Genomic DNA, 16857 nt, shown 5'->3' on the forward strand with positions numbered 1-16857 from the left:
TATTTAATTAAAACTGTTTTTCTAATTTAAATAACACTTCGTGTTGCTGATATTGATATAACCAATCCACATTGCTTAATCTTCGGGTATAACGAAATTCTATTGCGGGATAAAACCCTAAAATAAAAGATGATTTATTTTTAATATTGGTTGTAAAAACAATACTATTATCTTTTCTTCTCTTTTTTAATAAAGGGTTATAGTTATTAAAGTATTTAAATTGATACTGTAAAAAAAGAGATATATGCCAATTCACTGACAAAGGATAATAAACGCCAGTTTTTATACCATACAGCTGATAATTTAATAAAGTATTTTTTTTACGATCTAACTGATAATTTAATTGATTAACTAACTGCATTCTATTATTAAAATAATAGTTATGGTTAGTACTATAACTAAGTCGCCGACTATTTAAATTATTTAACGCTTCTTGATATTTTTTTATTTTATAATCAAAACTTAAATTAATAGTTTGCTTTTTATTAATAAAATAAGAAAATTGCGCTTCACTTCCCCATGCTTGATATTCATATTGAGCTTGTGGTTTTTTTATTTCGTAATAAGGAGTCATTGACCATTGATATTGCGATTTTTGATAGCGATAACCCAGCTGTGTATATAATGCCAAAAAGTTAGCACGACGGTGAGAGTGATAATCTATATATCGTGCATAAGTATAAGAAGAAAAAGTATGGTGAGAATAAATGATAACAGGCTGATAAAAAGAAAAATAATGAGTAAGACCCGTTGATACAATGGGTTTTGCACTTCTTAAAGTCACTTTTCTTTGCGTGGATTGAGAGACAATTTTTTCAGCTATATCAGGTGCATGGTTAATATTATCGTTATAAAAGAAGCTAAGTTGATAGAAACGTTGACCTTGAAAATAAGCGGCTAATTTAACCTTATAAAACTCAATGGATTGACTAATATCTTTTGGTAAATCAACAATACTACTCAACTGATCGAGTTGTTGCTGTGCTTTTTTATATTCTCGCAAATGAAAATAAAGCTGTATTAACCCTGTTTGTGCTGGGATAAAATCAGCTTTTTGTTTAAGTTGCTGCTGATAATAAAACTCAGCTTGTAAAAAATTGCCTTTTGTTTGGGCTAAAAGCGCTTTAGCATAATCAATTAAGAGTGTTTCATGGAAAGGTAATTGTTGATAGTCCAGTAATAATTCTTCGGCCTTTTTCCACTGCTGTTGCTGTAAAGCGCGATAAAGTTGTTGGCCTATTTGGGCAACTTGGTGTTGAGGTGAAGAATAGGAGAATAAAACAGAACTATTTTCTTTGGCATTTACTTTTAATGGAATAAATAACACACTGATAAAAAAAAACAACTTCATTCGTTTTTGATAATAACGCATGTATATCCTTATAATAAAAATCGACCTATTCCTTAAGATCAGTTTATTTTTAATAAAAAAAAAACAGATAACCCTATACCTGATTATCTGTTGCTAACATTTAGCTTAATGACCACTAATACCACTTTTTAAAGAATTAACCGATTGTATTACCAAACAAATTTATAATATTATTTTTGAAAAAATTAAGAAGCATCCGTGCTTGCTGTTATTTCTTCACTTTCACTACTATTTTTCGTACCACCAAAACCGATATCTTTTGTGTGATCCGAACTAAATACCACAATACCTGCTAACACTTCGGCATTTTCGCCAAAAAAGGCACCTTCAACAACCCCTGATGTTGTATCCTCTTTTGCATCTGCAGAAAACGTTACTTGGTTATTTGCGGTATAAAGATTTCCACCTTCTAACTCAACAGTACGCTGCTCATTCTTCAATGAACCTTCAATTTTCTTTTGAGAAAAATCAACATCAAACGTACCAGAAAGTTGGTTACTACCGTTATATTTACTGATACCCATTACCGTATAAGTGGCGCTATCTGTCGGTAGTGTGGTTGTCACATCTTTACCGATATAATAGGTTTGATGTGTTGCATCTGTTGCTGATGTTGTTTTTGCCCAGTCACCAAAATAGACATTAGCATCTGTGATTTTGGCAAAGTGAAAAACACCCATATCACTATGTTGGCGATTAGATTGGATAGTATAAACACCATGACTATCCGCACTACCACCCATCATTGGTGATGTTAACGAAGCAAAACCAATTTTTTTCCCACCTCCTACGGTACTAATACCCACACCTGGCTCTCCACCGGGTATTTCGCTATGACCACGTTGTATAGAGTCACTTGGTCCCACTTCCATCGTGGTTAACGAACCACTTTGATTAGAATGAATTTCAGCTTGTACAGCATGAGTCCCCATTAATATAAATAATGCGCAGACTAATTCATTACGTTTTTTCATAATAACTTCCTTATTATTAGTTTGAGGGTGTGGCTACTTATTATAAATAATAAGTAGCCACTTACAGAGATATTAATATTCTATCTTTACAGCTTCACTTTCGAATATAAAGCTTGCTGTTTCGGGCGTGGTTAATATTAAATAAATCTCTGTCATTGTAAATAACTTATTTTAATAAACTGATTTTTAATTAGCCTTATTTATATTATGGTGATTAAGTTAATTAAATGATTTACTTTATTTTTTTATTTAAACACATAAAAAACCAATAAATATTTCATGTTTATTTTTGTGAACAAACTCGCAATTATTTATCTTTATTTCTTTTAAAAACAATTATTATTTATTAGGTGTTTTAGCTTTATTATAAGTTATATATTGGTAATATAATCATTTCTAAAATTAAAAACAGTTTTCATTCATTATAATTTATTTATTTCCTCATGAATTATTTTTATAAAAATATCACGATCTTTATTATGAATATTATTATTCCAAATAACACCTATTTCCCATTGTGTATACAAACCAGACAGTGGCAATAAAGTGACTTTTTGTTTGTCACAAATAAGCTCTGCATTTTTAGGTACCAATGCCATCCCTAATCCAGCAGCAACTAACGCTAATTGTGTTTGGATATCTTGTGATTGCTGTAATACACGAGGTTTAATTTGATGATATTTTAAAAAATCATTAATTTGTTGATGTAGTTTTTTTCCTTTTTCTGGAACCAGCTGAATAAGCCCAAGCATATTAAAATAGTGTAATGGATCATCTTCAATCTCTAACACCATAATGTTTTGTGTTGGAATAGCTAACATCAATCGCTCTTGTGCTAATGAAATCCCCTTGAGGGGTTCTGTAACAGGTAAGCGTGAAAATGCGAGATCGAGTTCTCCTAAACGTAATTTATTTTCCATCATGCTAGAAGGCATATCATCGATATGAACGGTAATATCAGGATGAGCGTGATTAAATTTTGCCAATAATGGGGTAATAAAATTTAATGAGGACAAACCAAATCCTGCATAAAGCTCTGCTTTTTGGGGTTCACTTAATTGGCGAGCTTGTTTTTCTAGAACGCGAGCCTCTCTTAAAACTGATTGAGATTGACTCAGTAAATACTGTCCTTCAGGTGTTAATTTTGCACCATGGCGTCCACGCTGAAAAAGTGTGATACCTAACTGAGACTCCAGTGTTTTTATCTGTTTTGTGAGAGCTGGTTGGCTAATAAAAAGCTTTGATGAAGCTTCACCAAAATGTTCTGTTTCAGCTAAAACAACAAAAGCATGTAATAAACGGGTATCCATGACTAATTATTGATCCTATCTTATTTTTCTTTTTATTATTCTAACATAAAATAAATAAATAAAATTAATAACCAATATATTAATAAGCAAAGTAAATAAATTACTCTTTAGCTAAACAAAAACAGCTCACAAAATGAAAGCTGTTTTTTTATTAAATTACGCTTTACCAAATCGAACCGAAATAGGATCTTGTTCATTTCCAAATTTTGTCGTTAATATCGAATAAAGTTCAGGTCTTCGCCCTGTTAGCCAACGCCTTCCTGTAGAGTTTTCTAATAATGTGAGGTCAATATCTGCAATCACCATATCATCATTAATCGCTTTGCTCTCTTTTACTATGCGCCCATAAGGGTCAATGATCATTGCATTCCCAGTACGAACCTCTTCTTCATCACGACCAACACCATTACTAAATAACACAAACATACCGTTATCATGCGCTCTTGCAGGTAACCAACGCATTAGCCAATCCCTTCCATGCTCACCTTGAAATGCCTCTTGTAATGATTGAGGATCTTGATGTCTATTTTCCCAAAGCGTCATGGGAATAGGCTTCATACTATGTGGGCTACGTGAATTTGTTCCACCCGTTTGATGAGGAGCGAGTAAAATATCGGCACCTAATAATGCATTAGCTCGTGCATTTTCGACCAAGTTATTATCCCAGCAAATTAATACGCCCATTTTAACCCCCCAAGGGGTTTCGAATACGGTATATTGCTCACCACTTTTGATGATCGGATGTTCGAAGGCATGTAATTTCCGATGTTTATGCAAAGAGCCATCAGGCATACAAACAACCCATGTATTATAGAGTGTATTGTCTTCTGCTCGCTCAATAAGTCCGACACCTATCGCCATTTGATGCGCTATCGCTTTTTGTTTTATTAACGCTAAAGATCCACTGTCAGAGACTCGTTCACTTAATGCATACACTGATTGGTCTGATAATTTAGGAACGTGCCAATATCCTGTAATACACATTTCAGGAAACACTAATACATTCACCTTTTCAGTCGCTGCTTTATCTATAAACTGATGAATTTTCGCTAAATTATAAATTTTGTCGTTTGCTTTATGTTGAAACTGCACTGTAGCAACGCGTAATGTTTTAGATGTGTTCATACGTTTTCACCTGTTAAGCCATATATCTCTTCAATATAAAAACGTATTTATTGCTTAAAAGATAATCACTTATTCGCTACTTCCGATAACTCTTTGGAATGAAATTAAGATAACAGCAAGAAATGACAAGGTTCTATCGCTCTATTTCACGGAATAAGCACCTTATTTTCTGGCATCATAATGGCAATAAAGGAGTATTTATGTCTGCTAAGTCACTATTTATAATTCTTTCATTATTAGGATTATCCGCTTCCTGTTTGGCAGGAGATGGCTTAGTGGATAGAACATGGACAGCTTCAGGATTAAATACTCAAAGTTATCGACAAGCATTAAGACAACCGGCCGCAACCTCTCGATATACCCTTTTTAATATCACGCCAGATATGCCTGTTCCGGGTGGTGCAAGCCATTCTGATCATCAAGGTATTCGTTATATTGCAATGAAGTATGGCCCTTATGGTCAGCCAGAACATTATAAAACCTACCAAATCATGTTTTCTCACTATTCAAATAGTAGTACGAAAAAAATTCGCTATTTAGGCGAGTTATATACTGTTGTGGGTGATATCTATTTAATTGATCCTTTTGCAACAACCAATGAATGGCAACGAGGTCGTAGCCAAATCGTTGAAGAGTACTATGAGATATTAGATGCTCACGGAAATAGAACAGGCAAAGGATTACGCTTTAATAATTGGGATAAGCCAATTCATATAACTAAATGGTCATCAAATTAATATATTCTTAATCAATATTCCCTTTTGTTAACTCTCTCTTAATGTCGCCACGTTTTCTTTTATTAAAATAAATACTTTGAATATTAACTCACATTAATACTTTCTAAATTTATACAAATAAAAACGATAAGAATATCAATAACTGGCATAACTCTCTTAATTTCTATCTAATTTAGTTATTTCTTTATAGAAATTTAATTCAAAGAAAAGTTAGTTTTTATTTCACTTATCTATTTAAAATAATCATTAGCTTATGAAAATCATAGAATATTATTTCAAACTGTTTCGAACTATCGTATTGCCTGATCGTGTGTATTTAAAGAATAAGTTTATTCGTAACTTAGGTTATCAACCTAACTTTAAAATACCGACATCACTTAATGAAAAAATCAATGCACGTATGCTATTTGATAGAAATCCAATTTATACGCGCTTAGCAGATAAAATCAAAGTAAGAGATTATGTGATAGAAAAGATTGGTCCACACTATCTGGTTCCTATCATTAACACCTATTCTCATCCTGATGAAATCGATATCACTCAACTTCCTTCACGTTTTGTACTCAAATGTAATCACGATAGCGGTAGTACAATCATCTGCCTTGATAAAGCAACTTTTGATATTGAAAAAGCAAAGAAAAAGCTGCAATTTCATTTAAAACGTAATCTCTATCCTGTTACCCGTGAATGGCACTATAAAAACATCAACGCTCAAATCATCTGTGAAGAATATATTGATTTATTTGATACACAAAATCCAATGATACCAACGACTTGTCGTCTTCACTGTTTTAATGGTCAACCTCATTATGCGGAAATTGATATTTCTGATACCAAAGGGAATGGGTATATAAATGTGTATGATACAAATTGGCAGTTACAACCCATCACATTAGAAGATCCCAACACACCCAAACTTATTGAAAAACCAACGCAATTTGAAATCATGTTGCAATTAGCCGCTAAACTGGCAAATGGCTTTAATTATTGTCGAGTTGATTTTTTAATGTCTGAAAATAGACTTATCTTTAGCGAAATGACCTTTACCCCAAATGCAGGGCGTATCCCCATCAAACCTAAAGAATGGGATTACAAATTAGGTGCATTGTGGTCATAAAAGAGAAAATTAAATAGGTGTAAATCGTTACATAAAACGATTACACCCATTTTTAAAAATTTCATTTTATGATGTCAATCTGTCAGTCGTTGTGGATGAGTAAATACCGTTGCTCTTCCGCGGCGACAAAAACCCACCAGCGTGACATTGTATTTATTAGCAACTTCAACCGCTAAAGAGGTTGCTGCAGAAACAGCAAATAAAATTTCTACGCCACACATTGCGGCTTTCTGTACCATTTCATAGCTTGCTCGACTAGAGACTAATACCGCGCCTTCATTCCACTTTTCTTGTGCTTTCATACCTAAAAGCTTATCAAGCGCAACATGACGACCAACGTCTTCACATCCCCCTTGCATTTCACCCTCTGGTGATAACCAAACAGCCGCATGAGTACAGCCAGTTAATTCACCAATTTCTTGAACGGTTGTCATCTGCTCTAAGGCTTTATCAAGATTTGAAAGTGAAAATGTTTGTGTAAAAGGTAACGGAGTAATGGGTCGAAAAATCTCTTCTAGTTGTTCAGTTCCACAAATACCACAGCCAGTACGCCCCGTCATATTACGGCGTCGCTCTTTTAATCCCATAAAACGTCGGCTTGATAATTCAACTTGAACTTCAATACCGCCGTTACAACTTTCCATAATTTCGATACTGCGAATTTCATTAGAAGATTCTATAATGCCTTCGGATAAAGAAAATCCGACAGCAAACAACTCTAAATTTTTAGGGCTAGCCATCATAACGACATGAGATATTCCGTTGTACACTAATGCAACAGGAACTTCGAGTGCAATATAATCGTCTTCTTGTCTGTTTAGAGATCCCTTGTGTTGCACAATTGTTTGATCTACGCCAACGATTACACGTTTAGTTAACAATTTTGTCGATTTTGTTTCATCCATAAGATGAATTCCTAAATTTATTAATACATAATAACAATACGGGTAAAAACGATTTTACACTACCTATCAGGCAATGAACCTGATCCTATTAGGGATAATAGGGATAAAAAAACAATCAGCTCCATTTTCGTGAAGAAAATTAGAGTCAGTAAAAGCAATGTATGATGAGGAGAGACCCCATGCAGGTCAGCAGAAGACAGTTCTTTAAGATCTGTGCTGGCGGTATGGCAGGTACTACAGCGGCAGCGCTTGGTTTTGCACCAGCAGTTGCGCTAGCAGGCTCACGTCAGTATAAATTACTGAGAGCCCGCGAAACCCGCAATACCTGTACGTACTGTTCTGTCGGTTGTGGACTATTAATGTATAGTCTGGGCGATGGCGCCAAAAACGCAAAAGAAACGATATTTCATATTGAAGGTGACTCAGACCATCCAGTAAACCGCGGTGCATTATGCCCTAAAGGTGCTGGTCTTGTGGATTTCATTCACAGTGAAGGTCGTTTAAAACACCCAGAATACCGTGCACCCGGCTCGGATAAATGGGTAAAACTCTCATGGGAAGAAACGTTTGATCGTATTGCGCGCTTAATCAAAAAAGACCGCGATGCCAACTTCCAGAAATTCAATAAAGAAGGTGTAGAAGTCAACCGTTGGTTAACAACGGGTATGCTTTGCGCCTCTGCAGCAAGCAATGAAACTGGGTTTTTAACTCAGAAATTCTCAAGAGCTCTTGGAATGCTGGCTGTCGATAACCAAGCGCGTGTCTGACACGGACCAACGGTAGCAAGTCTTGCTCCAACATTTGGTCGCGGTGCGATGACCAACCACTGGGTTGATATGAAAAATGCCAACCTTATCGTCGTTATGGGCGGTAATGCGGCAGAAGCACATCCTGTGGGATTCCGCTGGGCGATGGAAGCTAAAATCCATAATAACGCCAAGCTCATTGTTATTGATCCTCGCTTCACCCGTACTGCGGCTGTTGCGGATTTCTATACGCCAATCCGTTCTGGTACTGATATTACGTTCTTATCGGGCGTTATCTTATATCTGCTCGAAAATAAGAAATATCAAAAAGAATACGTTGAGGCTTATACCAATGCGAGCTTGATTGTCCGTGAAGACTATCATTTTGATGATGGTTTATTCAGCGGATATGATGCAGAAAAACGTAAATACGATAAAACCACTTGGAACTACGAGATGGATGAAAATGGTTTCGCAAAACGCGACACCACATTACAACATCCTCGCTGTGTCTGGAATCTGTTAAAACAACACGTTAGCCGTTACACGCCTGATGTGGTGACTCAGATTTGTGGTACACCAAAAGATGATTTCTTAAAAGTCTGTGAATATATTGCTGAAACAGCAGCGAAAGATAAAACAGCCTCTTTCCTGTATGCATTAGGCTGGACTCAACATACTGTTGGTGCTCAAAACATTCGTACCATGGCAATGATCCAATTACTGTTAGGTAATATGGGTATGGCTGGTGGTGGTGTTAACGCACTACGTGGTCACTCTAATATTCAAGGCTTAACTGACCTCGGTCTATTATCTCAAAGCTTACCAGGCTATCTAACTCTGCCTTCTGAAAAGCAGACTACATTAGAAACCTACTTAGCTGCGAATACGCCAAAAGCGACAGTACCGGGACAAGTTAACTACTGGGGCAATTATCCTAAATTCTTCGTGAGTATGATGAAGACATTCTATGGTGATAATGCTCAACGTGATAATGATTGGGGCTTCTCACTGTTACCTAAGTGGGACAAACCTTACGACGTTCTACAATACTTCGATATGATGGATAAAGGTGAAGTCAACGGCTATATCTGCCAAGGCTTTAACCCTGTTGCCTCATTCCCGAATAAAAACAAAGTTGTTCGCTCATTATCAAAACTGAAATTCCTTATCACAATGGATCCGCTAAACACTGAAACTGCGTGTTTCTGGCAGAACCACGGTGAAGAGAACGACGTTAAAACAGCCGATATTCAGACAGAAGTCTTCCGTCTGCCAACAACCTGTTTCGCAGAAGAAGACGGTTCTATCGTTAACTCTGGTCGCTGGTTACAATGGCACTGGAAAGGGGGTGATGCCCCTGGTGTGGCTATCCCTGATGCTGAGATTTTATCGGGTATTTTCCATCGTTTACGCCAACTCTACAAAGAAGAAGGCGGTGCGATGCCAGAGCAGGTGTTGAATATGACTTGGGATTACTTTGATCCTGATAATCCAACATCCGCAGAAGTTGCACAAGAAAGTAATGGTAAAGCATTAGTCGACTTAAAAGACGCTGATGGCAATATCATTCTGAAAAAAGGTCAACTGCTTAGCTCGTTTGCTCAGTTACGTGATGATGGTACAACGGCGAGTGGCTGTTGGATCTTCGCAGGTAGCTGGACAGAGAAAGGCAACCAAATGGCTAACCGTGATAACTCCGATCCATCAGGGTTGGGTAATACATTAGGTTGGGCATGGGCATGGCCTCTTAACCGTCGCATTATTTATAACCGCGCATCAGCAGACCCACAAGGTCAACCATGGGATCCTAAACGTAAATTAATCGAATGGGATGGCAGCAAATGGACGGGTATTGATGTACCTGACTATAGCAACGCTGCACCGGGTTCTGATGTTGGTCCATTTATTATGCAGCCGGAAGGTATGGGACGTCTGTTTGCTATCGATAAGATGGCAGAAGGTCCATTCCCTGAGCACTATGAGCCAATTGAAACACCATTGGGTACTAACCCACTGCATCCAAATGTCGTTTCAAACCCAGCGGCGCGTATCTTTAAAGATGACTGGGAAGATATGGGTAAAGCAGAAGATTTCCCATATGTCGGTACAACTTATCGTCTGACAGAACATTTCCACTTCTGGACTAAACACGCGCGCTTAAATGCGATTATTCAGCCACAACAATTTATTGAAATTGGTGAGCGTTTAGCCGCCGAGAAAGGCATTGTTCAAGGCGATACCGTTAAAGTCAGCTCAAAACGTGGTTATATCAAAGCGAAAGCGGTGGTCACTAAACGTATTAAAACCCTTGATGTTGATGGGCGCAAAGTGGATACCATTGGTATTCCTATTCACTGGGGCTTTGAAGGTGTTGCAGTGAAAGGCTTTATTGCGAATACGTTAACGCCATTCGTTGGTGATGCGAATACACAAACGCCGGAGTTTAAAGCGTTCCTTGTTAATGTGGAAAAGGTGTAAGGAGATAAATTATGTCACTGCAATCCCAAGACATTATTCGTCGCTCTGCCACCAATTCCCTTACTCCCGCGCCTCAGGTGCGGGATTACAAGGAAGAAGTGGCAAAACTTATCGACGTAACAACCTGTATCGGCTGTAAAGCCTGTCAGGTAGCTTGTTCTGAATGGAACGATATTCGCGATAAAATTGGCACTAACGTCGGTGTTTACGATAACCCAACTGATCTAACCGCAAAATCATGGACAGTGATGCGTTTCTCTGAAGTTGAAGAGAACGGCAAACTGGAATGGTTAATTCGTAAAGATGGTTGTATGCACTGTGCTGATCCGGGCTGTTTAAAAGCCTGCCCAGCAGAAGGTGCTATCATTCAATACGCTAACGGTATTGTTGATTTCCAATCAGAACACTGTATTGGTTGTGGTTATTGTATTGCAGGTTGTCCTTTTGACGTGCCTCGCATTAACGAAGAAGATAACCGTGCTTACAAATGTACGTTATGTGTTGACCGTGTTGAAGTCGGCCAAGAGCCTGCATGTGTGAAAACGTGCCCAACAGGTGCGATTCATTTTGGTTCGAAAGAAGCGATGATCAATCTTGCTGGTGAACGTGTTGCAGAGCTGCAAACTCGTGGCTATGACAACGCGGGTCTTTACGATCCACAAGGTGTGGGTGGTACACACGTAATGTATGTTCTCCATCATGCTGACAAACCAAACCTGTATCATGGTTTACCAGAAAACCCAGAAATTAGCTCAACGGTTAAATTCTGGAAAGGCATCTGGAAACCATTGGCTGCTGTTGGTTTTGCCGCAACCTTCGCGGGCGCTATTTTCCACTATTTAGGTGTCGGTCCAAACCGTACAACTGAAGAAGATGAAGAAGAAGCACTCAAAGAGATGGAAGCATCTTCTAAAACACAGACCTCTGTGAATAAGGAGGAGCAGAAATGATGAAGAAGAAAGGTGATAAAATTCTTCGCCATACCGCATCAGAGCGTATAAACCACTGGGTCGTTGTGATTGTCTTTCTGTTCACAGCAATCAGCGGATTGGGTTTCTTCTTCCCATCTCTGAACTGGTTCATGAATATTTTAGGTACACCAGAACTGTCACGTCTGTTACACCCGTTTGTGGGTAGTGCTATGGCAATTCTCTTTATCTTTATGTTCTTCAGATACTTGAAGTATAACTTTATTGATAAAGATGATTTAGTCTGGGCTAAAAATATTCATAAAGTGCTACAAAATGAAGAAGCTGGCGATATCGGTCACTACAATTTAGGTCAGAAAGGCATTTACTGGATGTTAAGTATCAGCCTTATCTTACTAACAGTCAGTGGCATTATCATTTGGCGTCCTTATTTCGCAGAATATTTCTCGATCCCAGTTATTAGAATTGCCTTATTAGTTCACTCATTATCAGCAATATTACTGATAATCACCGTAATTGTTCACGCTTATGCGGCATTCTGGGTAAAAGGTTCAATTCGTAGCATGGTTGAAGGCTGGGTAACTCGCGGTTGGGCTAAAAAGCACCATCCTCGTTGGTATCGTGAAATTCTCGAAGAAGAGAAAAAAGAAGCCGAAAAGAAGTCACAGAAATAATGCCTTAAAGTGTATTTCTGAACAAACGGAGGCTTGATTAGCCTCCGTTTTTTATTCAATTTACGCCCACTTTTAAGACGTAAAAGAACAATAACACACTATTATTACCCACTGTCATGGCTTCATGTTTGCTTTTGATTTATTCTGAAGTCAAATCCTGTGGGTATTCACTATAAAATTTATGATAATAGGAAGATAGAACGTTATGAGTATTCGCATCGTTCCTAAAGAGCAATTAGGTAAAGATCAATCAGAAAAAGGGATTAGCTTTATTCCACCTGTATTATTCCCTAATCTGAAAAACCTTTATCAACGTCGTGCTGAACGTTTTCAAACACTAGCAAAAGATAATCCTTTCGCAGACTACCTTGAATTTGCAGCAGAAATTGTGAAAGCTCAAGAAAAAGCACTTCATGATAATCCACTTACCATTGATCTTGCCCCACTCCTGACACAGCAAATTGGTGTAGCACCTTTAGATAGAAAAACATTCAAACGCAGTAAACATTGGCATGCTTTATTAGCCTCGATTATTGCTGAATTACGTCCAGTTGTGCCTGAAAGTGCCACTATCACTTTAGAAAATCTCGCTAAAGCGTCTGAAACTGAATTAGAAGAGATGGCAACGGCATTACTCAATGATGAGTATTCAAAAGTTTCAGCAGATAAATCCGTCTTTATTTGGGCAGCGTTGTCTCTTTACTGGGCACAATTAGCGGCAAATATTCCAAGTAAGGCTAAAACAGAATACGGTGAAAATCGTCAATTCTGCCCAGTTTGTAACAGTATGCCTGTGGCAAGCATGGTACAAATCGGCACAACCCAAGGTTTACGCTATTTACACTGTAATTTATGTGAAACCGAGTGGCATGTTGTACGCATTAAATGCACCAACTGTGAATTAACAGGTAAATTAAATTACTGGTCATTAGACAGCGAAAATGCTCCCGTGAAAGCAGAAAGTTGCGGTGATTGTGGAAGCTATCTAAAAATTTTATATCAAGAAAAAGATGCCAATGTAGATGCTGTCGCTGACGATTTAGCGTCTATTGTCCTTGATGCAAAAATGGAAGAAGAAGGCTTTGCTCGTAGTAGCATTAACCCATTCCTGTTCCCAAATGAATAATAATTAGGTATTAGCATGACAAATAATACGCGCTCACTTTATAGCCAGCTTCCGTCCATTGATAAGTTACTGCATCAAGAAGAAATTCAGGCTTTAGTTGCTTCTTATGGTCAGACATTTATTACTGAGCATTTACGAAAGTTACAAGAAGAAGCGCGTATCATTATTCGCCAAGATAATGACCTGCCTGCATGGCATAACCAGTGGGCGAATGAATTACAAAATCGCATTACATTACAACGAAAATCGTCAATTAAACCTGTTTTCAATTTAACAGGAACGGTTTTACACACCAATCTAGGCCGAGCATTAATGGCCGAGTCCGCCATTGAAGCGGTTAGCCAAGTTATGCGCTCAGCGGCAACCTTAGAGTATTCTCTTGATGGTGCTTCAAGAGGACACCGTGATCGCGCTATCGCTGATTTGTTATGTGAATTAACAGGCGCTGAAGATGCCTGTATTGTTAATAACAACGCAGCTGCTGTTTTGCTGATGCTCGCAACGGTTGCGCCCAATAAAGAAGTCGTGGTTTCTCGTGGTGAATTAGTGGAAATTGGCGGCGCTTTTCGTATCCCTGATGTGATGACTCAGGCAGGCTGTACACTCAAAGAAGTAGGAACAACAAACCGCACTCACCTTAAAGATTATCGTAACGCCATTAATGAGAATACCGGTTTGTTAATGAAAGTTCATACTAGCAACTATTGTATTCAAGGCTTTACAGCAGAAGTACATGGCGACGAACTTGCCGCACTTGGTAAAGAGATGAACTTACCTACCGCTATCGATTTAGGCAGTGGCTCAATGACTAATTTAGCCGCCTTGGGTTTACCTTCAGAGCCGATGCCTCAAGATTATCTACAGCAAGGTATCGATCTTGTTACCTTCTCTGGTGATAAATTATTAGGTGGCCCTCAGGCGGGCATAATCTTAGGCAAAAAAACATGGATTGAAGCTATTCAGCGCCATCCTTTAAAGCGCGCATTACGTGTTGATAAAATGACATTAGCGGCATTAGGTGCCACATTACGTCTTTATCAGCAACCTGAAAAAATGGCTGTTGAAATTCCAACATTACGTTTGTTAACTCGGACACAAACAGAAATTAATGACATGGCGCAACGGTTATTGCCTCATTTTCAGGCATATTATGGAGAAAATTACCATATCACGATATCCTCATGCGCTTCTCAAATAGGCAGTGGTTCATTACCTATTGAAAGTTTACCGAGTGCAGCACTTACCTTTGAAGCCAAAGATGGAAAAGGTAGCCAGTTAGATGCGTTAGCTACCCATTGGCGTAATTTAGAAAAGCCGATTATTGGTCGAATTACTGATGGTCGTCTGTGGCTCGATCTGCGCTGTCTTGAGGATGAAAATGCATTAATACAGGCACTTTTACTATGATTTTTGCAACGGCAGGTCACGTAGACCACGGAAAAACCACACTGATACAGGCTATTACTGGGGTAGATACTACCCATCTACCTGAAGAGAAAAAACGAGGCATGACCATTGATTTAGGTTATGCCTATTGGCGTCAAGATGATGGGACGTCTATTGGTTTTGTCGATGTGCCCGGTCATGAAAAATTTCTTTCCAATATGCTTGCGGGTGTTGGTGGGATCTCTCATGCACTGTTAATTGTCGCTTGTGACGATGGTGTTATGGCCCAAACCATTGAGCATATTTCTATTTTACGCCTTGCTGGCTGTCCTCAAGTCACCGTTATTCTCACTAAAGCAGATCGTGTTACGCCTGAACGAATTAAAGAAGTTCGTTCACAAACAACGGATGTATTGGCCAACTTAGGCTGGCAACAACCTGATGTTTTTGTCACCTCAGCACCTTCTGGCGAAGGGATCCCTGCGCTTCGTGACTATCTTGTTAACCTTCATCAACAAGAACAACAACACCCCCAATGGCATAAACGCTTTCGCTTAGCGATAGACCGTGTTTTTAGTATTAAAGGGGCGGGATTAGTCGTGACGGGTACCGCCCTCGCTGGACAAATAGCCATTGGTGATACTTTTTGGCTAACAGGTGCGGATAAACCAGTAAGGATCAGAGCGTTACACGCACAAAATCAACCAGTAGAAAAAGCTGGAGCCGGTCATCGTATTGCCATTAATATCACTGGAGATGTCAGTAAAGATAATGTCTCTCGTGGCGATTGGTTACTCTCTCAAGAGCCTAACTACCAAGCCCATAAAGTCTTAGTCAGTTTAATCGCTGATGAACCTTTAAAGCATTGGCAGCCAGTACATATTCATCACGGTACTCGCCATATTACAGGCCGTGTTGCGCTCTTAAATGATGCGAATGAAACACCACAGTTAGCAGAGCTTATTCTTGATGAACCCCTTTGGCTGGTGGATAACGACAGGCTTATCTTGCGTGATATCAGTGCTCAACGCACCTTAGCCGCAGCGAAAGTCTTACATTTGCATTCGCCACGTAGAGGCAAACGACAAAGTGAGTTCTTATCTTGGCTACATCAAATTGATAATGCTGATAGTGTCAGCGCCAAGTTAGCGTTATGTTTACCAAAAGGTGAATTATCTCTAAATCAGTTTGCTTGGGCTCAGCAATTAACTGAAAATGCACTCACTCAGCTACTAGAAACATTTGACCTAATTAACGTTGCTGGCGTTATTCTTTCTAAAGAAAATGCGGATAAAGCGAAACAGAAATTACTCGATACACTTGAGGAATATCACCAACAACATAATGATCAAATGGGTGTGGGTCGTTCTCGTTTAAAACGGATGGCACTACCTACTTATCATGATGAATTGGTTTATCACCTAATTGATCAGTTACGAAAAGAGGGTGCAATTAGTCAAAGTCGCGGTTGGCTTCACCTCCCCACCCATGGTCTTGCTTTTTCACCAGAACAAGATGCGCTATGGCAACATGCTAAACTCTATTTTGAGCAATCTGAACCTTGGTGGGTGCGTGATCTCGCCAATGAAATGAAAAATGATGAGAAAGTGATCCGCTCATTATTACGTAAAGCGGCACAATTAGGTTTAATTATTCCAATTATTGCCGACCGCTACTATACACACCAATCAATGGAAAAATTTGCATCTATCATTGTGAAATATAATGAGAGTAATGGTAGTGTCACTGCCGCGGACTTTCGTGATGAGTTATCTGTTGGGCGTAAGTTAGCAGTACAAATCTTAGAGTATTTTGACCGTACTGGTTTTACTCGTCGTAAAAAAGATCTTCATATTTTACGAGACAAAGGTTTATTCTAAAAACAGATGTTAACTTAGGCTAAATAAAGTTATTTAGCCTATTTAAGATTATCGCCTACAATTTTTGTAAAATATCCCCTTTATTCTTTATAGCT

Annotated in this window: 13 protein-coding genes; 8 read left to right on the forward strand and 5 right to left on the reverse strand. The window is 38.4% G+C overall.

Annotated features, from left to right (window positions below; translation table 11 throughout):
- Positions 1-7: 7 nt before the first annotated feature.
- The 4 genes from DK861_RS00835 to DK861_RS00850 all read right to left on the reverse strand — a co-directional run bounded on the left by DK861_RS00835 (position 8) and on the right by DK861_RS00850 (position 4781).
- A complete protein-coding gene (locus tag DK861_RS00835) occupies positions 8-1372 on the reverse strand; it encodes a surface lipoprotein assembly modifier (RefSeq protein WP_109398980.1) in 1365 nt (454 codons plus the stop codon).
- Between the two features lie 185 nt (positions 1373-1557).
- Positions 1558-2346 (reverse strand): Slam-dependent surface lipoprotein, encoded by a 789-nt coding sequence (locus DK861_RS00840; RefSeq protein WP_109398981.1) that lies wholly within the window; start codon positions 2344-2346, stop codon positions 1558-1560.
- 422 nt (positions 2347-2768) lie between these two features.
- Positions 2769-3656: a LysR family transcriptional regulator gene (locus tag DK861_RS00845; RefSeq protein WP_109398982.1), complete on the reverse strand. Its 888-nt coding sequence runs from the start codon at positions 3654-3656 to the stop codon at positions 2769-2771.
- A gap of 156 nt (positions 3657-3812) precedes the next feature.
- Positions 3813-4781: a nitrilase family protein gene (locus DK861_RS00850; RefSeq protein WP_109398983.1), complete on the reverse strand. Its 969-nt coding sequence runs from the start codon at positions 4779-4781 to the stop codon at positions 3813-3815.
- 200 nt (positions 4782-4981) lie between these two features.
- On the opposite strand from DK861_RS00850, the gene umoA reads away from it, so the two are divergent.
- Complete coding sequence (umoA, locus tag DK861_RS00855) at positions 4982-5518, forward strand: UmoA family flagellar biogenesis regulator (protein WP_006534301.1); 537 nt, start codon at positions 4982-4984, stop codon at positions 5516-5518.
- A gap of 253 nt (positions 5519-5771) precedes the next feature.
- Entirely contained in the window at positions 5772-6635 is an 864-nt protein-coding gene (locus DK861_RS00860) for an ATP-grasp fold amidoligase family protein (RefSeq protein WP_109398984.1), read from the forward strand.
- 74 nt (positions 6636-6709) lie between these two features.
- On the opposite strand, the gene fdhD is transcribed toward DK861_RS00860, so the two are convergent.
- On the reverse strand, positions 6710-7540 hold the full coding sequence (fdhD, locus tag DK861_RS00865; RefSeq protein ID WP_109398985.1) for a formate dehydrogenase accessory sulfurtransferase FdhD: 831 nt from the start codon (positions 7538-7540) through the stop codon (positions 6710-6712).
- A 179-nt stretch (positions 7541-7719) separates the two neighbouring features.
- Here fdhD and fdnG point away from each other — a divergent pair, with 179 nt between their 5' ends.
- The 6 genes from fdnG (at position 7720) to selB (ending at position 16762) form a co-directional block, all read left to right on the forward strand.
- The gene (fdnG, locus tag DK861_RS00875; RefSeq protein ID WP_162556745.1) at positions 7720-10767 is read left to right on the forward strand and encodes a formate dehydrogenase-N subunit alpha; all 3048 of its coding nucleotides are present in this window, start codon (positions 7720-7722) and stop codon (positions 10765-10767) included.
- 11 nt (positions 10768-10778) lie between these two features.
- Positions 10779-11717, forward strand: coding sequence for a formate dehydrogenase subunit beta (gene fdxH / locus DK861_RS00880; protein WP_109398987.1), 939 nt, complete (start codon positions 10779-10781; stop codon positions 11715-11717).
- Complete coding sequence (gene fdoI, locus DK861_RS00885) at positions 11714-12370, forward strand: formate dehydrogenase cytochrome b556 subunit (RefSeq protein WP_072065213.1); 657 nt, start codon at positions 11714-11716, stop codon at positions 12368-12370. The genes fdxH and fdoI overlap by 4 nt, the downstream gene beginning before the upstream one ends.
- 205 nt (positions 12371-12575) lie before the next feature.
- Positions 12576-13496 (forward strand): formate dehydrogenase accessory protein FdhE, encoded by a 921-nt coding sequence (fdhE, locus tag DK861_RS00890; RefSeq protein ID WP_109398988.1) that lies wholly within the window; start codon positions 12576-12578, stop codon positions 13494-13496.
- A gap of 15 nt (positions 13497-13511) precedes the next feature.
- Entirely contained in the window at positions 13512-14903 is a 1392-nt protein-coding gene (selA, locus tag DK861_RS00895) for an L-seryl-tRNA(Sec) selenium transferase (RefSeq protein WP_109398989.1), read from the forward strand.
- Complete coding sequence (gene selB, locus DK861_RS00900) at positions 14900-16762, forward strand: selenocysteine-specific translation elongation factor (protein WP_109398990.1); 1863 nt, start codon at positions 14900-14902, stop codon at positions 16760-16762. Before selA ends, selB begins: the two co-directional genes overlap by 4 nt.
- Positions 16763-16857: the final 95 nt, after the last annotated feature.

The organism is Proteus sp. TJ1640 (assembly GCF_003144445.1).
Classification (GTDB): Bacteria; Pseudomonadota; Gammaproteobacteria; order Enterobacterales; family Enterobacteriaceae; genus Proteus; species Proteus penneri.